General features: G+C 42.1%; 17 protein-coding genes. 16 read left to right on the top strand and 1 reads right to left on the bottom strand.

Annotated features, from left to right (window positions below):
• Positions 1-100: 100 nt before the first annotated feature.
• The 7 genes from LU361_RS20190 (at position 101) to LU361_RS12445 (ending at position 7,130) form a co-directional block, all read left to right on the top strand.
• Positions 101-1,633, top strand: a complete 1,533-nt coding sequence (locus LU361_RS20190; protein ID WP_286206475.1) for a flagellin — start codon at positions 101-103, stop codon at positions 1,631-1,633.
• Between the two features lie 163 nt (positions 1,634-1,796).
• Positions 1,797-2,192, top strand: a complete 396-nt coding sequence (locus LU361_RS12415; protein ID WP_233089156.1) for a DUF1761 domain-containing protein — start codon at positions 1,797-1,799, stop codon at positions 2,190-2,192.
• A gap of 335 nt (positions 2,193-2,527) precedes the next feature.
• Positions 2,528-4,063 (top strand): flagellin, encoded by a 1,536-nt coding sequence (locus tag LU361_RS20195; protein WP_286206476.1) that lies wholly within the window; start codon positions 2,528-2,530, stop codon positions 4,061-4,063.
• Between the two features lie 79 nt (positions 4,064-4,142).
• A complete protein-coding gene (locus tag LU361_RS12430; protein ID WP_233089157.1) occupies positions 4,143-4,523 on the top strand; it encodes a flagellar protein FlaG in 381 nt (126 codons plus the stop codon).
• A 302-nt stretch (positions 4,524-4,825) separates the two neighbouring features.
• Positions 4,826-6,283 carry a flagellar filament capping protein FliD gene (fliD, locus tag LU361_RS12435; protein WP_233089158.1) on the top strand — a complete coding sequence of 486 codons (1,458 nt, stop codon included), beginning with the start codon at positions 4,826-4,828 and terminating at the stop codon, positions 6,281-6,283.
• A gap of 141 nt (positions 6,284-6,424) precedes the next feature.
• Positions 6,425-6,844, top strand: coding sequence for a flagellar export chaperone FliS (fliS, locus tag LU361_RS12440; protein WP_233089159.1), 420 nt, complete (start codon positions 6,425-6,427; stop codon positions 6,842-6,844).
• Entirely contained in the window at positions 6,813-7,130 is a 318-nt protein-coding gene (locus LU361_RS12445) for a hypothetical protein (RefSeq protein WP_233089160.1), read from the top strand. Before fliS ends, LU361_RS12445 begins: the two co-directional genes overlap by 32 nt.
• A 41-nt stretch (positions 7,131-7,171) precedes the next feature.
• Here the strand turns inward: LU361_RS12445 and LU361_RS12450 are convergent, their stop codons facing one another.
• Positions 7,172-8,233 carry a flagella assembly protein FlgT middle domain-containing protein gene (locus LU361_RS12450; RefSeq protein ID WP_233089161.1) on the bottom strand — a complete coding sequence of 354 codons (1,062 nt, stop codon included), beginning with the start codon at positions 8,231-8,233 and terminating at the stop codon, positions 7,172-7,174.
• Positions 8,234-8,836: 603 nt separating this feature from the next.
• Here LU361_RS12450 and LU361_RS12455 point away from each other — a divergent pair.
• The 9 genes from LU361_RS12455 to LU361_RS12495 all read left to right on the top strand — a co-directional run bounded on the left by LU361_RS12455 (position 8,837) and on the right by LU361_RS12495 (position 19,861).
• Positions 8,837-9,421: a hypothetical protein gene (locus LU361_RS12455; RefSeq protein WP_233089162.1), complete on the top strand. Its 585-nt coding sequence runs from the start codon at positions 8,837-8,839 to the stop codon at positions 9,419-9,421.
• A gap of 501 nt (positions 9,422-9,922) precedes the next feature.
• On the top strand, positions 9,923-11,356 hold the full coding sequence (locus LU361_RS12460) for a sigma-54-dependent transcriptional regulator (protein WP_233089163.1): 1,434 nt from the start codon (positions 9,923-9,925) through the stop codon (positions 11,354-11,356).
• Positions 11,357-11,912: 556 nt separating this feature from the next.
• Complete coding sequence (locus tag LU361_RS12465; protein ID WP_233089164.1) at positions 11,913-12,983, top strand: sensor histidine kinase; 1,071 nt, start codon at positions 11,913-11,915, stop codon at positions 12,981-12,983.
• A 61-nt stretch (positions 12,984-13,044) separates the two neighbouring features.
• Entirely contained in the window at positions 13,045-14,679 is a 1,635-nt protein-coding gene (locus tag LU361_RS12470; RefSeq protein WP_233089165.1) for a sigma-54-dependent transcriptional regulator, read from the top strand.
• Between the two features lie 559 nt (positions 14,680-15,238).
• Positions 15,239-15,433 (top strand): PA3496 family putative envelope integrity protein, encoded by a 195-nt coding sequence (locus LU361_RS12475; protein WP_233089166.1) that lies wholly within the window; start codon positions 15,239-15,241, stop codon positions 15,431-15,433.
• Between the two features lie 443 nt (positions 15,434-15,876).
• On the top strand, positions 15,877-16,242 hold the full coding sequence (gene fliE, locus LU361_RS12480; RefSeq protein WP_233089167.1) for a flagellar hook-basal body complex protein FliE: 366 nt from the start codon (positions 15,877-15,879) through the stop codon (positions 16,240-16,242).
• A 25-nt stretch (positions 16,243-16,267) separates the two neighbouring features.
• The gene (gene fliF, locus LU361_RS12485; protein ID WP_233089168.1) at positions 16,268-17,962 is read left to right on the top strand and encodes a flagellar basal-body MS-ring/collar protein FliF; all 1,695 of its coding nucleotides are present in this window, start codon (positions 16,268-16,270) and stop codon (positions 17,960-17,962) included.
• Positions 17,955-18,974 carry a flagellar motor switch protein FliG gene (gene fliG / locus LU361_RS12490; RefSeq protein WP_233089169.1) on the top strand — a complete coding sequence of 340 codons (1,020 nt, stop codon included), beginning with the start codon at positions 17,955-17,957 and terminating at the stop codon, positions 18,972-18,974. The genes fliF and fliG overlap by 8 nt, the downstream gene beginning before the upstream one ends.
• Positions 18,975-19,006: 32 nt before the next feature.
• Positions 19,007-19,861, top strand: coding sequence for a FliH/SctL family protein (locus LU361_RS12495; RefSeq protein WP_233089170.1), 855 nt, complete (start codon positions 19,007-19,009; stop codon positions 19,859-19,861).
• Positions 19,862-19,894: the final 33 nt, after the last annotated feature.

Raw genomic sequence — 19,894 nt, forward strand, 5'->3', positions numbered from 1 at the left:
AATAAAAAACGACCTAAAGTAAAATTTTTTTACGCCGAAGTTCCGGTTGTGAATGATTGTAACGAGGATCTTATTCCCTTAGGGGGCTAGGAGTAGAGCCATGACTTTAACAGTAAATACAAACGTCGCGTCGTTAAACACGCAACGGAATTTAAATAACTCGTCCGCGTCGTTAAACGTATCATTACAACGTTTATCAACCGGATTTCGAATTAACAGCGCAAGAGACGACGCAGCAGGTTTGCAAATCTCCAACCGCTTAACCTCTCAAGTAAATGGGTTGAATGTTGCCGCACGAAATGCCAGTGATGGAATTTCATTAGCGCAAGTCGCCGAAGGTGCGCTTCAACAATCCACTGACATTTTGCAACGTATTCGAGACCTCTCTTTGCAATCTGCCAATGGCAGTAACTCCGCAAGTGAGCGTCAAGCGTTGCAAGAAGAGGTCAATCAATTAAAGCAAGAGCTAACGCGAATTTCTGATACCACCACATTTGGTGGTCGAAGAATTCTCGACGGTACTTTTGGAACGTCTTCTTTCCAAGTTGGTGCCGAAGCCAATCAAACCATTGAAGTAACACTGACCAATGCATCCGCTGAGCGTTTAGGGAATTACCGTGTAGACAGTGAAGGTACTGTTGCCGGTAATATCGCCAACTCCGTTGGTGGTTCACAATTTACCGCTGCCAATGTCAGTGTGATTGGTCCGTTTGGAACTTCAACGTTTGATATCGAAACGGGAGACACGGCCGGAGATGTTGCCGATGCGGTTAACGCGTCTGCGCAATCCACTGGTGTTACCGCAAGCGCGGTAAATCGTGTTGCCGTTAGTTCAACGGATATTTCTCTGGCTTTCGATGCGGCAAACTCTGTCGGTGATTCGGTGAGTTTTTCCATCGGCACCAACGATGGCGACGGAAATTCCGGTTCCACCGATATTGTATTAACGGCAACCGGTGATGATGCTCAAGATTTAGAAAATCTGCGCGATGCTATCAATGCTGATTCGGGAAGCAACGGTTTATCCGCGCAAATCGATGAGAGTGGTAATTTAATTATTACCGCAAAAGACGGCGACAATATTCAGGTGACGGGTTACACCGAAGTTGATGGTGACGGAACGGCGAACAACTCGAACATTACCTTCAGTGTGGTCTTGCCGGATAATTCCATCAGCACCAACAATGTTGCCTTATCAGGCGCGGGTTCCAATACCTTTGAATCTGTCGGCACGGTAACGTTTGATTCCAATGAGCCTTTTACACTCAGCGGAGCCAACATTGCAGAAATTACCGGCGATACCATCGGGGTATTACAAACCGTAGAAACCATTGATGTTACCACCTCCGATGGGGCGCAAGATGCCATTGCGATTATTGACGGCGCGATATCGGCCATTGACAGTCAGCGAGCCATTTTAGGTGCGGTGCAGAACCGGTTTGAAAATACCATTGCCAATTTAAATAATATTTCCGAGAACGTGAGCGCTGCCAGAAGCCGAATCAGAGATACGGATTTTGCAGCAGAAACGGCAGAACTGACCAGAAGTCAGATATTGCAGCAAGCGGGAACCACCATTCTTGCTCAAGCAAACCAAATTCCACAGGCAGTACTCAGTCTGTTGGGAGGATAATAAGAAGTTCAGGTTCAACTACCTCTTCAATCTCACGAACTTAGCCGCTATATGCGGCTTTTTTTGTGTTTGCACCTTACTAATTGAAACCGTTGTTAATATTCTTTTAACTTCCGGTTTTTACTCTATGTTAAACTCTTTTAATTTTAAATCTCGGTATTTTATGTTTGATATAAATATTTTAGAAATTGTTGCCGGTGCAGTTGTCGGCATGATGTTAGGTGCGCTTTGGTATTCACCATTGCTGTTTGGTAATTTATGGATGAAAGCCATCGGTAAAACTCCAGAAACTTTGGGCAGCAGTACCGGCCCAATGATTGGCAGCATGGTTGCCAGTTTACTGTCGGCCATTGGTGTTGCGCTTTTATCGTCGTTAATTGATGTTCAATCATTAGGGCAGGCAATAACGCTGGGATTAATTTTGGGTTTTCTTATTATTTTTCCAGCCTTTTTGTCAGACAGTCTTTTTTGTGGATGGGGTACACAGCTACTATTAATACAAAGTGGCTATCGAATGCTCAGTGTCTTTTTAATGTCTGTCGTTATTTATTTTGTTTGATCAACTTTTTTAAAACCATGATCGAGACAATGATTACTCGATCATGGTTTTTACTATTGCACTATACAAACCCTATTCTGTTAGCTTAATAATGCGCTTATATTAGCGTCGATAAGCTCTCTTATAAAAAATCAAAAAAACGTTTTACCCTTTTCTATTCTTGTTCTATAAATAAGATATCACTTCTCAAAAAGATCTTAAGCACTTCCTAGTAAACATTCCGTTCTCACATAAACAATAAATTTTAAAGTTCCAAGACTATCCGCCGATAGCCTTCGTGCAAGATTTTATCTCACAGTCAAATTAGCCCCGTTAGAGGGCACAGGAGTCATCTAATGACATTAACAGTCAACACTAACGTTGCGTCTTTAAATACGCAACGAAACTTGAATAGCTCGACTGACGCGCTCAATGTCTCTCTCCAACGTCTTTCTACGGGCTTTAGAATTAATAGCGCGGCGGACGACGCTGCTGGTTTGCAAATCTCAGACCGGTTAACTTCTCAGATTAATGGATTGGGAGTTGCCTCTCGAAATGCGAACGACGGCATTTCTTTGGCACAAGTAGCAGAAGGTGCGTTACAACAGTCTACCGATATCTTACAGCGAATTCGTGATCTCGCATTGCAATCTGCCAACGGCAGTAACTCAGCGACGGAACGAACGGCTCTGCAAGAAGAAATTAACCAATTGCAACAAGAATTAACGCGTATTGCCGACACTACTACCTTCGGTGGTCGAACCATTCTTGACGGAACCTTCGGTACTTCTGCGTTCCAAGTAGGTTCTGATGCAAACCAAACCATTGAAGTATCGTTAACCAATGCCTCAGCCGATCGACTCGGTAACTACCGAGTACAAAGTGCGGGTACGGTTGCCGGAAGCGTCGACAGTGCGATCAGTAATACACAATTTACTGACGGCGACAGCGTTACTATTACGGGTACATTCGGTACGGGTAGTTTTACTTTGTCGAACACAGACACCGCCGGTGAAGTGGCCGACGCCATTAATGCTTTATCGGAAACCACCGGAGTTACCGCTCGGGCGGTAACACAAGTGGCGATTAATGCCGGCGATCTCGATTTGGATTTCGACACCGCCAACTCAGTGGGTGACTCGGTTACCTTTACTATTGCCACCAATAACGGTGAAGGTGGAACGCCAACCTCTGCCACGGATATTACCTTAACTGCTTCTGGCGATGCCGCGCAGGACTTGGAAAATCTGCGTGATTCCATCAATGCGGATTCCGGCAGTAACGGTATTTCTGCGGCAATCGACGAAAATGGTAATTTGGTGCTTACCGCTCAAGACGGTGACAACATAGAAATCAACAGTTTCGTTGAAGTTGATGGTGACGGCACAGCAAACAGCTCCAGCGTTATATTAACGGCGGTGGGTGCTGACGGTACAATCGGAACGTCCAACGTAACTGTTGACGGTGGTAACGCTTCGTTCGAAGCTGTTGGAACCATCACTTTCGATTCCAGCGAACCGTTCACGGTAGGTGGTGCTAACTTTGGTGAGATTTCCGCTGATACCATTGGTGTACTGCAAACTGTGGAAGATATTGATGTAACCACAGCACAAGGCGCGCAAGATGCGATTGCCATTGTCGATGGTGCCATTGCCAATATCGACTCACAGCGTGCGCAACTCGGTGCGGTTCAAAACCGGTTTGAAAATACCATTTCAAATTTACAGAACATTGCCGAGAATGTATCCGCTGCACGAAGCCGAATTCGGGATACCGATTTCGCCGCAGAAACGGCAGAGTTAACCCGAGCCCAGATTCTGCAACAGGCAGGTACCTCGGTGCTCGCACAGGCAAACCAATTGCCACAAGCGGTATTAAGTCTACTCGGTTAATCCGGATTAGATAAAACCATAAACTAACACCTGAATATTCAGGTGTTAGTTTTCTGGACATCTAAACGGAGGGTGAACAATGGAAATTAACAACAGACAAGATTTTCGCCCAGTAACAGCGACTGCTGCAGCCAATAGAAAAACGGATTTAAATGCAGAAAGAAGCTCGGCGAATCCCGTTTCGTCACAAACAGCGACACCAGAAATAGAAGACAGAGAAGCAGACGATAGCCAACCTGTTGAGCGCATCGAATCCGTGGTTTCCAACCTCAACGAATTTGCGCAGTCTATTCGTCGCGATCTTTCGTTTAATCTGCAAAATGATACTGGCCGTGTGATTGTAGAAGTCACTGATTCACAAACCGGCGAATTAATTCGAAAAATTCCTTCTGAGGAAGCACTGAAAATTGCAGAGCGAATTTCGGAAGTTCGAAGTTTAATGACGTCTGTGAAAGCCTAATCTCTTTTGCGTTGTCTTTTATAAGATAGCGTTATCTTTCGTTTTTTATATCAGTAATTTCTTATGCAATAAAATCACATCAATATAATTGATGGTGAATTTTTCCTGTGCGGCGTAGTTTTTGCTGATTATTCGTTAATGCCAGAAAACTTAATGTTTGCCGCTTTAAACGATATTGATGAACCTTAAGATTGCGCCGATAACCTGAAATACCGTGCGCAGTACGTTATAACTTCGGCAAAAAATTGCCGGTGGATTTGTTCGAAACAAGCGCGCGACCGAACTTTTAATTGAGTGTTATTATGTCGATCACATTTAACGGTATTGGGTCTGGATTGGATATCGATTCCATTGTGGGTGCCATTGTCAATGCCGAGCGCGCACCAACGGAAAATCGTTTAAATAGACTCGAAACCAGCACGACCGAAGAATTATCGGCTATTGGCCAATTAAACTTAGCGTTAAACACATTTTTAGCATCCGTCGAAGGGTTGGGTGAAGAAAGTCTCTTTCAAAGTCGCTCGGTTAGTATTGGTGATCGAGACCTATTAGATGCCACCGCCGAAGACACCGCAGAGGCGGCAAGTTATCAAATTCAAATTGAACAAGTAGCGACCGCAGAAAAAATCGCCACCCAAGCAGTTACCTCGGGCACAACAGAGGTAGGTACGGGAACGTTAAACGTTTATCTTGGTTCCAATTCGTTTGCGGTTGATATTACCTCCGAGAACAATACGTTGTCTGAAATAAGAGACGCAATCAATGACAGCGAAAATAACCTCGGTGTTCGCGCATCAATTATTAACGATGATGACGGTGCCCGGTTAGTTTTAACCAGTGAGAGCACTGGGGTAGAAAACACCGTTTCAGTGACTGTTGATGACGACGACGGTGATGACCGAGATGCCTCCACCGGGTTATCGCAGCTGGTTTATGATCCCACTGATATCGAAACCGTTGGCGACGGCGGTGTTACCCATACTGGATTAGAATTAAATTCCGCTCAAGATGCCATTGTTCACATTGACGGTTTAACTGCGACCAGCGCTAGCAATGAAATTTCTGGGGTGATCGAAGGGGTAACCCTCAACGTACTCGACGCGCAAAATTCCGATGATTTTACCAACGGCGATACCATTAATTTAACCGTTGGTAACGACACGCAAAGCACAAAAAGTGCGATTGAAAACTTTGTTGAGGTGTACAATGGTTTTATCGACGTGGTCGATCAACTCACGGTGGTCGTTGTCAACGATGGCAACACTGGTAATTTAACCGGCGCTTTAACCGGTGATTCAACGGTCAGAAACATCGTCTCTACCATCAGAAATCAGTTATCCATCGGTGTTGACAGTAATCCAGATGACTTTCAATTTTTGGTAAATTTAGGATTATCTACGGATCAAGAAGGCCGGTTAACTATTGATGAGTCTACTCTCAACAATGCGTTAGACAATAATTACGATTCCATCACCAATTTATTTTCAGGTGACGGCGCATTATCGGAGCGACTTACTGATGCACTCTCCGGTTATACCGGATCTGCCGGTGTGATTGAATTGCGTCAGCAAGGTTTGCAAACCACATTAAACGGTATTGACGATCAACGCGAAGCTTTAGAACGACGAATATCTCTCACCGAAGATCGTTTATACGCGCAGTATCGCGCTGCTGATGCGTTGGTGGGCCAGCTTAACAGCACACTTAATTTTCTCACCAATTCATTGCAAGCAAGTAGAAGTAGTAACGACGATAATTAAGCGCGTTAATATAAGAATCTCTGATTAATCAGAGGCTCCTTAATTGTGTGTGTTAAAAATTGTTACTCACTGTTTTTACTGGTGGGTTAAGGGATTTTAAATTTGGCCGATAGATGGTTAGTTGATCATTGAGAGATAATTATGAACTTCAATCAAGCGCTAAAGCAATACAACCACGTTAATGTGCAAACCTCTATCACCGATGCCGATCCTCACAAGTTAATCGACTTGTTATTTTCGGGTTTTATAGAGCGCGTTGCACAGGCTCGTGTGGCCATGCTCAATGATAAAACCGAACTCAAAGGTCAAAAAATTTCCAAAGCAATCGATATTCTTTCAGGGTTACGCTCGGCGTTGGATTTTGAGCAAGGCCAAGATATCGCACAAAAGTTAGACAGTCTTTATGAGTACATGATTCACCAGTTAGTCGAAGCGAACGCTAAAAATAACGTTGAAATCTGCGATGAGGTAACAGGCCTGATGAAAACAATTAAAGAAGCCTGGGTCGCCATAAAAAGTGAGAACCTAAATGATCAAGAAAGCCAGCCTAGCAAACCTTGAAAATAATTTGGTTGAGTTAAACGAAGATTTAGAACTGATTATAGAACACCAAGATTGGGATCGATTGTCGGTATTAGATAACCAGGTGAATGCTTTGGTTCGACAATGTGTAGAATCCGGTGTTATTGCCTTAGAAAACATATCCAATAAAGTGAATCATATTGCCCGTTTGTACCGTCACGTGATTGGTTTAATACAATTAGAGCGAGACAGTGCACAAGCGAAAATCGCAGAAAGTAAGAAAAATCAACAGGCGAAAAACGCGTATCTTGCCAATGCTACTTAAATAACAGTTACCTAAATAAAAGCCCCTTAAACAAATAGTGTTTAAGGGGAAAGTGACTGAACCAAATCGCCTTTTGAAATTCTATGTTTGGGCGATTGTGATTTGAATTCAGCATAGGCACCCTTGGGATACACTTGTTTGATCACAACCTCTCCGCTGGGCAAATACTTATCGGTAATTTCTTTTGCGAGTATTTGCCGTTCCTGAGATTTTGTCATAATCACAAACGTATCGCCTGGGACTATATGTGATTCTATGCCTGAAGACAGGGTAATACCGTTGTCGTCCAATGCGATTATTCTTACGCGCAACGGCAGGCAGTTAATCGTGTTTTCAATCCACTGTGCTTGCTCTGTCACTGCGTTGGTTACTAATTTTCCGTAATCGCTGTCAATAAATTGTTTACTAAACGCTTTGGATTTGTTTTTCAGTGTTTGAATATCAAAGGATTCACCGTGATAGACATGAGTGTCTATCTTCTTACCACTGATGCCGTCATACAAGGTGATTTCTGCAGTAAACAACCGAATCTTTTGACGCTTTAATTTCCGAGAAAATTTCTGGATTGATAGCCAATCTTTAGGTGTTTGTTTTTCTTTTTGAAAACCCGTATTTACAATCCTGCCCGCAATTAAAAATTGCGAATCGAGTGATTCAGAAATTCCTTTAATAACGGCTGCGCTATCTTTGCTAGACAGAAGGCTGGACCCCGTAAAACTGGGCAGCGTTTGATGTGTTTGGTTTCGAGAGAGCAGGGTGGGCGTGTTTAATGTGCCCGCCAGTTGACTGGGGTAACTCGATTGTATAGCACCGAGGTCGATTGCGTCTCTGGTGGAATTAATACTAAACCCTAAAAACGCAACTTTTTTTCGATAACTGTTGGCTTCTGGGTTTAGGCAATCTTTCTGTTGAGGTGGCTCGTCGGGTTCGCCGGTAAATTCTTTTTCGGTTTTAAGCCATTTGTTGTAGATTGCCAGATGTGATTCGGGTTGTTCAGTTGTGGTTAATTTTTCTGATTTAACTAAGGTACAACTGGTGAGAGTGCTAAAAAGCAAAAGATAGGTTGCATAACGTATCGCTTTTTTGTATGAAATATTATGCATATTGTGTGGCGAATAAATACTTGTTTAAGGCTTAGTAACACTCCATTTTATCAGTTTGCCATTGTCTTTGGTGACACATCCTTGTGTCTCGGAAAAGCTGCAAAAGGTCAGCATCTCCTATAATTAATTCTAGCTTGAGATTGCCAATTGTCAGTGGTGAAGTTGTGGTTTTTCTTCTCACAATTTCTGATAAAAAACCGCCAATTTTGGAAAAAAAGGAGTTAGAGAATATATGCTTTATTTTGAGTCATTTCTGAATGCTATTTATTATTTCGATGGATTATTGAATGCGGGTTAACGGAATCCCAGAGGTATATTCAATAATCATTTTTGCTGGATAGACGTTTTAATAACATAGAACATAAATAGGAAACTTTAAGAAAAACTAATGAAAATTAAGAGTTGATTAAAAACCGACTAAAGATTCATTGAAGGTTGATAAATGTTCGACCAAAAAAGCAGCGAGTCAAATTTATGATGCGTATTCGTTTTTTGTTCATTTGCATAACTTCTTTATATTGCGTTGCCGTGGTTGCGCAGCAAGATATTAGTGAACCCAATAATAATCAATCACTAATATTAGAGCATAATTGTTTAGACACTATGCATATTAGTTTTGACTCCAAAGACGATCGTCTGGAAAAAATTCAACAAACGTTCGAAACCTCCAGTAAGAAAAAACCTATTGCTGCCGGTGGTCTTGCCACCGTTTTGTCATCCTTTATTTTTCCTGAATTCTCAACCAGCTTATTTATAGGCAGCCTCAGTTACGCTGCTGCCCATGTTGCCTATTTCCCGAAAGTGAAAGATCTGGAAAATAGCCTTAATGAGAAGGTTCTCAATACCGAGGGTGATTGTTACACCAGTGAAGAGTTGCTTTTATCCCTAATAATAAAAACACCAATAAATAAACAACAGATAGATCCAATTTCATTTAAGCGCGTATACGATTATTTAGAATCCATTGGCTATGAAAATTTAGAATCACTATCGAGAGACTACTCCGATCTTTTGGCGTTATTGGATAATCCAGCGAATACTGACGATAAAATCAACCCGGAAAATGCTAACCAATCGGTTAACTGTTTTGAATATTCAAAAAATATTAGACGTAAAGAAAATGTAAAATCAAAAAGCATGGCTCGTGGAGAAATTCTGACGGATTGTTTTTATTATTTGGAATATTAATAGTGAGAGTAGATTTGAAAATAACACCTTATAAATAATGGTTATTGCGTTTCCATTATTAAGATGAAATTCTAACTGCCTATTTTCAAAGGCTATTTTAATTAATGATTTATTTATCACTTTGTACGCAAAATTACTTTCAGACATGAATCCATTCGATTTTTATTGTTATTGACTATTAATCATAATAATAGCTAATAATACTTTTTCATTGTACACACTTTCTAGCCTCTTTTTTGCTTAGGACAAAAAATTGACTTTCAATTTATGATGGTCTAATTTTTTGAACACATAGGCCAGTAATTTGACTGAGTTCCAGGTGCGTTGGGTGGTAATTTTATTTCGTGAGCACCCTATGAGTTCTAACTAGGTGAAAATACATTGATTCAGTCACTCACACAGATTTGGCCATTAATTTAAGCGGTAATTTTCGATCTCTCCAATTCTTATTCTCTAATTCTTACAGTTAATGAGATCGATTAAAAATAAAGGTTGCCTAAGATGTGGACTGAACTAAAAGTATTGGTAATCGATGATGACCATCAGCAGCGGCATAATCTAAGTATTGTTCTGGAATTTATGGGTGAACCAGCCGTTGTGAGCAGCTCAGTAAGTTGGAAACAAACGGTTGAATCTGGTGAGCACACGTCGGCATCATTTGTTTGCGCCATTATCGGGGTTGTAGAAGGTAGCAGAAATCATCTGATCGATGAACTCTCACAATGGGACGGCGCATTACCGGTTGTGCTGATTAATGAATCCGCTGAAAACGACTTCACGCAAAACGTGTCTATTATAGGACGCATTTCTGCTAATCCTTCCTACGCTACTTTAATGGACACTTTGCATCGCGCTCAACGTTACCGTGAAGCTAAGTCAACGTGCATTAACGGTAATAAACGTCCTGTTCATTTATTTAGAAGCTTGGTTGGTACCAGTCGTAAGATTGTTCAGGTACGTGAGTCAATGTCTCAAGTTGCTGATAAAGAAGTCAGCGTTCTTATTACCGGTGAATCTGGTACGGGTAAAGAAGTGGTTGCCCGTAATCTTCACTACAGTTCTCAACGCAGGCATGGGCCCTTTGTTCCTGTTAACTGCGGTGCTATTCCCGGTGAACTTCTCGAAAGCGAATTATTTGGTCATGAAAAAGGGGCTTTCACGGGTGCCATAAATTCACGAGCGGGTCGATTTGAATTGGCCGAAGGCGGAACCTTATTTCTCGATGAAATTGGTGATATGCCGTTAAATATGCAAGTGAAATTATTGCGTGTGCTGCAAGAGCGTGTGTTTGAACGAGTTGGCTCTAACAAACCCCAAAAGACCAATGTTCGTGTTATTGCCGCTACGCACCGCAATATAGAACACATGATTGGCGAGGGCACATTTAGAGAAGACTTATATTATCGGCTTAATGTCTTCCCTATAGAAATGCCGTCACTGAGCGAACGCTGTGAAGACATTCCTATTTTAATTAATGAGTTGGTCTCGCGCTTAGAAAGCGAAAAACGCGGTTCGATTCGTTTTAATTCAGCGGCTATTTTCTCGCTTTCTCATCACGAATGGCCTGGAAATGTTCGCGAGCTTGCAAACTTGGTTGAAAGAATGGCAATTGTGCATCCCCACGGTGTGATTGGGGTGCAAGATTTACCGGAAAAATATCGCCACGTCGAGGTAGAGGAAGAGTTTGAAGCGAATGAAGCCGATGAATTTTCCGTGCACCCGACCATCGTCAAAATGGGCGATACCGCACTATTGCCAGACGATGGCATTGATCTAAAAGAATATTTAACTAACCTAGAGCGTAATTTAATTCAGCAAGCCCTAGACGACTGTGGTGGCGTTGTTGCAAGAGCCGCGTCTCGATTAGCGATTCGCAGAACAACGTTGGTCGAGAAAATGCGCAAATACGGATTAAACCGAGCCTCGGTTTCATGATTTGATGTTGTCCATAAAAACAATCTAAAACCTCAATAAACCTAATAATAATTCACTCTCTAAAGCCGACTTCTTTAAGTCGGTTTTTTATTGTTTGCTTATAGGAGCCTCTGATTAACCTCAAAATTACTCAGCGTGATCTCAAGCGTGCAGTTGCAAGGCGCCGTTTGCAATTAATGGCCGTAGTCCTTAATAAAAACGGCAACGCCGCAAGTGTGCGCTTGAGACACGCCCTACGGGGCCTGCCAGTTTTTTCCTGCTCTGCGTTGTGCTTTTTCGATTTAACCCGTTAGACCTTCAAAAGCACGCCTTAATCAGAAAAAAACTCCTTGGCCTGAGTGATCTTGAGGTTAATCAGAGGCTCCTATATTAGGTTAATACCAATTTTTATCTTCTTTGTTATTTTTTTGACGATTATATCTGGTTTAACTCCTTGAAAATTAAGCGTTTATTGCTTGGTATCATGCTTGCAATACTGTTGGTGATTATTTAATAACGGGCATTACGTCAATTTTATATTGATCTCGTTTTCAAATTCATCAGTAGGGTGGGTTTTATGGTTGGTTTGGCTACTGAGCATGAGCAAAGTAATGAATTGGGTATGAGTTTGCTGGGCGTGATGAAAGCGGCTCCAATGGGTATTATTGTATTGGATTCGTCTGGAAAAATTATTGAAGACAATCATGCGGCCAATAATTTGTTGGGCTGCACTTTAAAAGGCGAGTTCTGGCGAGACGTATTAAAAGCGTGTTTTCTCAGACAATACGATGATGGTCACGAAATTTCGACAAAAAATGGCAAACGTTTATTGATATCTACTACCGCCATTAACGGCAGTAAACCCGGCCAAATCATTGTCCTTCACGATCAAACCGAAACCCGAAAATTGCAAGATACCGTCAATCAACAATTGCGGTTGTCCTCTCTTGGAAAAATGGTGTCAGCGTTAGCGCATCAGATTCGCACGCCTTTATCTGCGGCATTACTGTATGCCGGTCACATGTGTGACTCGACAATTAATGCAGAGAAAAAAGCGGAATTCTCCGACAAGCTGCGTTCTCGATTATTGCATCTGGAGCGCCAAGTTCAAGACATGTTGTTATTTGTGCGCGGTGATTTACCGTTAAACGATACAATTTCACCCCGCCAATTGATTCAAGAATTAGAAGAAGCATTAGAATTTCCAATTAATGCGTCGGGTTCTAAATTAAAGCTCACCAATGCAATAGCGGTGGAGCAAATTAAATGCAATAAAGACGCGTTAATTAATGCGGTATTGAATTTGGTGAATAATGCCATTCAGTCTTACGAAAATTCTCAGGTGGCTTCGGGTGGGCAATCCAAAGTTGAACCTTTTCGGTTAATTGAAATTTCCTGTTATTCAATCGATGAAACCATTTTTATTGACGTAAGAGATTACGGCTGCGGCATTAACGAATCATTAATGAAACAACTGGTGAATCCTTTTGTAACAACCAAACCGCAAGGCACAGGCTTAGGGCTTGCCGTTATTCGTGCCGTGGCTAATGCTCATGGCGGTGAATTAGTGCTGGAAAATAAAAAACCTGGCGTTTTAGCAACCATAAAAATTTCCACACAAACCGATTTTGTGAGCATTAGTGCTTAGAGGCTCCTATACATCAATTTATTTTTTAAGTGTTTAATCGGACTTTATTTTTCGGTGATCTATGACATTACAAAACCAATCTTCGTTTTCTGTTGTTCTTGCCGAAGATGATCCCGGTTTAAGAGAAGCCATTACAGATACATTACTGCTCGCCGGATTTAATGTGATTGCAGTAGCCAACGGCAGCGAAGCTTTAACGGTGTTGCGCAGTCACAGTGACATTCGCATGTTAATTTCCGACGTTAATATGCCGCTGCTTGGCGGCTATGAATTGCTTAAAGCGGTTCAGTCGGAGTTTCCTCAAATACCGGTGTTATTAATTACCGCGTATGGAACCATTGATCAGTCAGTTAAAGCTATTCAAAACGGTGCGGTGGATTATTTGGTAAAACCCTTTGATCCCGGCGTGTTGGTTGATTCTGTGAAAAAATACGCCTGCGGAACCTCCATCAGCTCTGAGTCGGCTCCAGTGGCTGTCGACGAAGCCAGTAAACAGTTGTTAAAACTGGCCGCTAAAATTGCCAAAACAGATTCAACCGCGCTTATATTAGGCGAGTCTGGTACGGGTAAAGAGGTCCTCGCGCGTTTTATTCACGAATCCTCTTCACGCAAAGACAAACCCTTTGTTGCGATTAATTGCGCTGCCATTCCCGAAACCATGCTCGAATCAATTCTGTTTGGCCACGAGAAAGGCGCGTTTACTGGCGCTAACAGCGCCAGTGCGGGTAAGTTTGAGCAGGCTAACGGCGGCACCTTATTGCTCGATGAAATCTCCGAGATGGACATAGGCTTGCAAGCAAAGTTACTGCGAGTTTTACAAGAGCGCGAAGTAGAGCGTTTGGGGGGCCGCAAAACCATCGACCTAGATGTTCGTGTAATCGCGACGTCGAACCGCGAAATGCTCAGAGAAGTCCAACGAGGCCGTTTTCGCGAGGATTTGTACTATCGCCTGAGCGTGCTGCCATTGCAGTGGCAACCGCTGCGAGAACGTCGCGCAGACATTGTGCCTTTGGCGGAAGTATTATTGATCAATCATGCAAAAAAACAGCACCGTGGCCGAGTGAATCTTTCACAAAGTGCAAAAACTGCGCTGTTTAATTATCCTTGGCCTGGCAATGTACGCGAGCTGGACAACGTTATTCAACGCGCGTTGATATTGCAAGACGGTAATTTAATTCAAGAATGTGATTTGGCTCTCACTATGATGACCGGAGCTTCAATCACGCAGGGAATGAATAATTGTGAATCTGAGCAACGTCGGCCTTTGAACGATACCCATGTAAAAACTGACAGTCTTTATGACAGTGAGACCGCGATCGCAAAAGTGCCCATTAATCGCGAAGAAGAACCTGTGGAATATTCGGGTTTTTCAACCAACGGTGATGAAATTCACGCTTTTATGCCGATTAATCATGCTGAATCAGAAGGTATTTATCCTGCTGCTGATTCTAAATCTTCGTTATTTGGCGATAAAAACAGCGTTGAGCAGGCATCAACGTCGGCCGTTGAGATGGGTAGAGGTCAATTAAATAACGACTTAAAACACCGAGAATTTGAAGTAATCGTCAATTCTATACGCAGTGAAAACGGCAGCCGTAAACGTGCGGCACAACGTTTGGGCATCAGCCCCAGAACACTCAGGTATAAAATTGCGCGCTTTAGAGAAGTGGGTTTACTCGTGGAAGATTGTATTTAAGGATAAATGTGTAAATGATTTTTTATCTGCCAAATTTAAATTAGACACAACTTAAATAATTGAATAATAACCCTTTTTTGATCGATCCAAATTAAGGGTTTTATTGTTTAGTGATTTTTTAGTCACAAAATAATCATCCTATTGTCTCCGCATTGGATTAAAAATTGCCATTCGGGTCCAATGTTAAAAATTCCAAAAAAGCTTAAGCAAAACTATTTTTATACATCTTTAGTTATTGGTTTGTATAAATATTTATCAGTACGTTCATATAAAATTCACGCTGTTGATTAGCTTATGAATTTACACGGATTTTTTATTAAACAATTAAATAAAAAATTAAAATATTCATACTTTATGCCAAAAGTCTTAATCTGTTTGTCATAAAATCTGTAAAAAATATTCTTGACCTGGAGCTACAACTGTAGTTATTTTTACAGCGTCGGATGGATATTGAATAGTTTGTTTGAAACCAAAACCAATCAACCTTGGTCAAACAAACACACCTGACAGTGATACATACAAGCGACTATTTTGTGTTTGGATTGTAGAGGAAGAAAACATGCGTGATGAACTGGCAAATGAAGAGATCAGTACAAACGATATTTTGAACGGTATCGGTGACGAACTTAACGAATTCACAGAGTTAAACGAACAAATTGACGCTCGCAGAAAGTTAGAAGATGCGTTAGAAGCAAGGCGGTTAAACCGAGAAATCCAAGAATTTGATTTCGATTTTGATGATTTGGATGAATAATAATATTTAGGCGATTATTCCGATCAGATAAAAGAAGTTCTGATCGGAAAATTTATTATCCAAAAAATCAGAAAGAGCCTGATTAACTTAGGCTCAAAATTCAGTTCTACTATAAATAAGTTGTGTGTATTTATAGCGCTTTATGATTCGATAATGTAGTTGTCGATGATCAACGCAATGAATCTGAATCTATTGAATCTAAATTTATTGTTATTACGGCATTGCCAGTTCAATGCTCGCCCTCATTTTTAATCTTTGAATTATTCACTGTATTATCCTTTTCTAAATTCTTTTTCCCTTTTGTTGTTACTGTTTTCTTTTGTGTCAATCTCTGGCCTAGATTGTGCAATTTTCTCCCCACTTGTTTTCGTTGACGGTTAATTGGCGGATTTATCGAGCTGTATTCGTCAGCGTTAACTGAACGTCATTGCGGGAGATGACCGGTGAATGTAACTAATCGACCTGATATTAATGCTTTGCTAATGAATATGCGTGATATCCGTTCTGAAATGCATAATCAGGGTATTAATCATGTTGCGCTCGACGTGAAAGACACCAACGTGGTGAATAACGTTGATAAAACAACACCCGCCTTCAGTGAAATGCTCACCAACGCCATCGACAGCGTCAACAACTTACAACAAGAATCTGGAAATTTATCGAAAGCTTACGCAATGGGCGATGAAAGCGTAAAAATAGAAGAAGTGATGATTGCCGGAGAAAAAGCACGGGTCGGATTTCAAGCGACGCTGCAAGTGAGAAATAAACTGATAGAAGCCTATCAAGATATTATGAATATGCCAATTTAACAGCGTGAGTAGGTAGTAATCAATTATGGCGGAAGCAACGGCAGAGGACACACAAGGGCAATCAGAGAAATCGGTAGCGAGTAATTATTTATTAGAGGGATTTAATAACCTCAATTTAATTCGCCAAGCCGGTTTAATGGTGGGATTAGCAGCCAGTGTTGCCATTGGTTTTGCCGTTGTTCTATGGACCCAAAGCGATGAATACAAGCCCCTGTACGGCAGTTTGGATCGACTCGATTCAGCCGAGGTGGTTGAGATTCTGGAATACAACGATATTCGGTTCAAAGTTGATCCCAATACCAGCAGCTTATTAGTTGCTACCGAAGACATTCACAAAGCCCGATTAAAACTCGCCGAGGCGGGAATTCCCGGTGAATCCTCTGTAGGCTTTGAATTACTGGATCAGCAGCAGCCTTTGGGCACCAGTCAATTTATGGAAGGCGCTCGTTATAAACGAAGCTTAGAAGGCGAGCTTGCCAAAACCATCACCAGTATTAACAGCGTGCGATCGGCCCGAGTGCACCTTGCCATTCCCAAAGAATCTGCGTTTGTTAGAAACGCACGTCGGCCCACGGCGTCGGTTTTTTTAGAATTATTTCCCGGCCGTAATTTAAAAAGCAATCAAGTAAAAGCCGTGGCTAATTTAGTTGCCTCCAGTATTCCTGAGTTGCAATTGGAAGACGTTACCGTTGTTGATCAAAAAGGCAATTTACTCAGTGCCGGCGAAGAAATGGCAGAGCTTGCCGAAGCTGCACGTCAAAGAGAATACACGCGCGATTTAGAAAACGATTTAATCGCACGAGTAAACAGCATATTAAATCCACTGGTCGGCGACGGAAATTATCGCGCCGAAATCAGCGCCGATGTTGATTTTACCGAAATAGAACAAGCTGATGAAATTTATAATCCTGACCTTCCCGCAGTTCGAAGTGAACAAACACTGGATGAACAACGTATAGGTTCTGAAATCGTCGCAGGTATTCCCGGAGCATTAACCAATCAACCGCCCGGTGCGGCAGAAGCACCCGAGCAGGCAGAACCTCAAGAAGGTGGAGAAAATACGCCGCCGAGTAATACTCGCAAACAAGCCACCAGAAATTTTGAACTCGATAGAACCGTCAGTTATACCAAGCATCAGCTTGGTAAAATTAATCGCCTGACTGTGGCTGTTGTTGTCGATGACAAATACGTTGCTAATGCCGAAACCGGTGAATTAGAAAAAGTGCCCTGGACAGAAAATGAATTAGAGCGCTTAACTATACTGGTAAGAGACAGCGTTGGTTTTTCGGCAGCGCGCGGCGACAGCGTGAACGTGTTAAACAGTCCTTTTTCTGGCATTCGAGAAGACGATGGTTTTAGTTTGCCAATTTGGGAACAGCCTTGGTTCCAAGGCGTTATTAAGCAAGTGGTTGGATTGCTGATTATTCTCGCCTTACTGCTTGGATTATTAAGACCGGTGCTAAAAAGTTTGGCCGGCTCTGGCTTAAAAGCAAAACAAGAAGAAGAGGCGAAAGAACTGGCGGCACTTGAAGCATCGGGTTTAGAAGCGTTTGATTCTTTATCCGATGAAGCCGTCACGCTTACCGGTGGCGACGCACTGGCACTGCCGAGCCCAGATGAAAATTACGAACAACAACTCAACGCAATTCGCGGCATGATTGCCGAAGACGCCGGACGTGTGGCATTGGTTATTAAAGGTTGGATAAACGAAGATGGCTGAGGCAGACGATCAAAAAGGAAATAATCGTTCCAAGCTTGAACAAGCCGCCGTGTTGTTGATGAGCTTGGGCGAGGGCGATGCCGCAGAAATACTCAAACACCTTGGGCCCAAAGAAGTACAGCGTTTGGGTACCTCCATGACGCATCTTTCTAACGTTCAACAAAATGAAGTTGAGGCGGTGTTATCGAATTTTTTAGAGGAAGTTAGAACACTGACCGGTTTGGGTATGGGCTCAGACGGTTATATTCGCAGTATGTTAATTACTGCTTTGGGTGAAGACAAAGCCAATGGTTTGATTGATCGGATTTTGCTTGGCGGCAACACCACCGGTTTAGACACCTTAAAATGGATGGAAGCGCGTTCCGTTGCCGATATTATTCGAAACGAACATCCACAAATTCAAGCCATCGTCATTGCTTATTTAGACAGTGACCAATCCGCAGAAATTCTGTCGTATTTTCAAGACAAAGTGCGCCTAGATATTATGATGCGCGTTGCCGCATTAGATACCGTGCAACCGAGCGCGCTGCAAGAACTCAATAATATTCTCGAAAAACAATTCTCCGGTAACGCAGGCTCGCAAACCAAAACCATGGGCGGCATTAAAGTGGCCGCAGAAATTGTCAATAATCTTGACAGCAGCTTGGCGAACGATCTGCTTGAATCCATTAACGATGTCGACGAAGATTTGGGTACACAAATTCAAGACTTGATGTTTGTCTTTGATAATCTCGTTGACGTTGACGACCGAGGTATACAAGCACTCTTAAGAGAAGTTTCTTCCGATATCTTAATCATTGCCTTAAAAGGTGCCGATGAAACATTAAAAGAAAAAATCTTTAAAAATATGTCGAAACGCGCCGCCGAATTGCTCAGAGACGATCTCGAAACCAAAGGGCCGGTTAAATTATCCGAAGTTGAAAATGCGCAGAAAGAAATTCTGGTTATTGCAAGACGCATGGCCGATGCGGGCGAAATTAACTTAGGTGGTGGCGGTGAACAAATGCTTTAAGGGGTTTATTGCCATGAGTACTGGTGTGCGTTTTGGATAACAGTGATGAACCCTGGAATCGTTGGTCGGTTCCGAGTTTGGATGAACATACCGACTCGGTTGTCCCGGCCATTCGGCGAGTAAAAAAACGCAACCACTCTGATGCTGAAGAAATACAAGATACTCAGGATGGAAACAATAAATCTACCGAAATCATCGGCGAAGATTCTAATGCTGAGCAAACGGAGTTAGATTCCAACACCGAACAGAATCTTTCTGTCGCAGAAGACGTTGAGATTGAAGAGAGTATTGAAGTAGTAGAAGACACGCAAGTACAACCGTTTTCCGCAGAAGAATTATTAGAGATTCGAAAATCTGTTGAATTAGAAGCTTACCAGAGTGGTTTTGAAAAAGGTGAAAAGCACGGATTTGAATCGGGCGAGAAAAAAGCCAAAGAAGAGATTGAACCGCAATTATTAGAAGCCGTTGCTGAAATAAAATCACTAACCCAAAATATTTCTGACGCCAGTCAAGAGTTGGATCAAGAAATCGAACAGCTTATGGTGAATTGTATTGTGAAACTTGCGGAATCCGTTATTCGACGGGAATTAACGTCTTCCCAAGACGATATTGTTAACCTTGTTCGTGAGTCTTTATTGGCGTTGCCGGTCAGTCAAGAATCGGCGGAAGTTTTTTTAAATCCGAAAGATTTGGAATTATTGAATCGTTACGAAAACACCTTTGACTGTTCATTGGTTGCCGACGATTCAGTCACACAAGGCAGTTGTCGAGTCAAATCGTTGGAAAGTCTGGTGGAATTCAATCTAGAAGAACGTATCGAATCTGCGATGTCGCAATTTAGGCAAGCAGGTCTTGGCGTTGCCCGCGATGATGAAAATGAATCGTAATTTTGTCTGTATTACATTTGTCTGTATTCCAGG

The sequence above is a fragment of the Sessilibacter corallicola genome, from assembly GCF_021290925.1.
In the GTDB taxonomy this organism is placed as follows: domain Bacteria; phylum Pseudomonadota; class Gammaproteobacteria; order Pseudomonadales; family Cellvibrionaceae; genus Sessilibacter; species Sessilibacter corallicola.

Excerpts from the sequence above, each read along its gene's own strand:
- LU361_RS20190 (WP_286206475.1), top strand. The coding sequence starts at position 101 with ATGACTTTAACAGTAAATACAAACGTCGCGTCGTTAAACACGCAACGG.
- LU361_RS12415 (WP_233089156.1), top strand. The coding sequence starts at position 1,797 with ATGTTTGATATAAATATTTTAGAAATTGTTGCCGGTGCAGTTGTCGGC.
- LU361_RS20195 (WP_286206476.1), top strand. The coding sequence starts at position 2,528 with ATGACATTAACAGTCAACACTAACGTTGCGTCTTTAAATACGCAACGA.
- LU361_RS12430 (WP_233089157.1), top strand. The coding sequence starts at position 4,143 with ATGGAAATTAACAACAGACAAGATTTTCGCCCAGTAACAGCGACTGCT.
- fliD (WP_233089158.1), top strand. The coding sequence starts at position 4,826 with ATGTCGATCACATTTAACGGTATTGGGTCTGGATTGGATATCGATTCC.
- fliS (WP_233089159.1), top strand. The coding sequence starts at position 6,425 with ATGAACTTCAATCAAGCGCTAAAGCAATACAACCACGTTAATGTGCAA.
- LU361_RS12445 (WP_233089160.1), top strand. The coding sequence starts at position 6,813 with ATGATCAAGAAAGCCAGCCTAGCAAACCTTGAAAATAATTTGGTTGAG.
- LU361_RS12450 (WP_233089161.1), bottom strand. The coding sequence starts at position 8,233 with ATGCATAATATTTCATACAAAAAAGCGATACGTTATGCAACCTATCTT.
- LU361_RS12455 (WP_233089162.1), top strand. The coding sequence starts at position 8,837 with ATGCATATTAGTTTTGACTCCAAAGACGATCGTCTGGAAAAAATTCAA.
- LU361_RS12460 (WP_233089163.1), top strand. The coding sequence starts at position 9,923 with ATGTGGACTGAACTAAAAGTATTGGTAATCGATGATGACCATCAGCAG.
- LU361_RS12465 (WP_233089164.1), top strand. The coding sequence starts at position 11,913 with ATGGTTGGTTTGGCTACTGAGCATGAGCAAAGTAATGAATTGGGTATG.
- LU361_RS12470 (WP_233089165.1), top strand. The coding sequence starts at position 13,045 with ATGACATTACAAAACCAATCTTCGTTTTCTGTTGTTCTTGCCGAAGAT.
- LU361_RS12475 (WP_233089166.1), top strand. The coding sequence starts at position 15,239 with ATGCGTGATGAACTGGCAAATGAAGAGATCAGTACAAACGATATTTTG.
- fliF (WP_233089168.1), top strand. The coding sequence starts at position 16,268 with ATGGCGGAAGCAACGGCAGAGGACACACAAGGGCAATCAGAGAAATCG.
- fliG (WP_233089169.1), top strand. The coding sequence starts at position 17,955 with ATGGCTGAGGCAGACGATCAAAAAGGAAATAATCGTTCCAAGCTTGAA.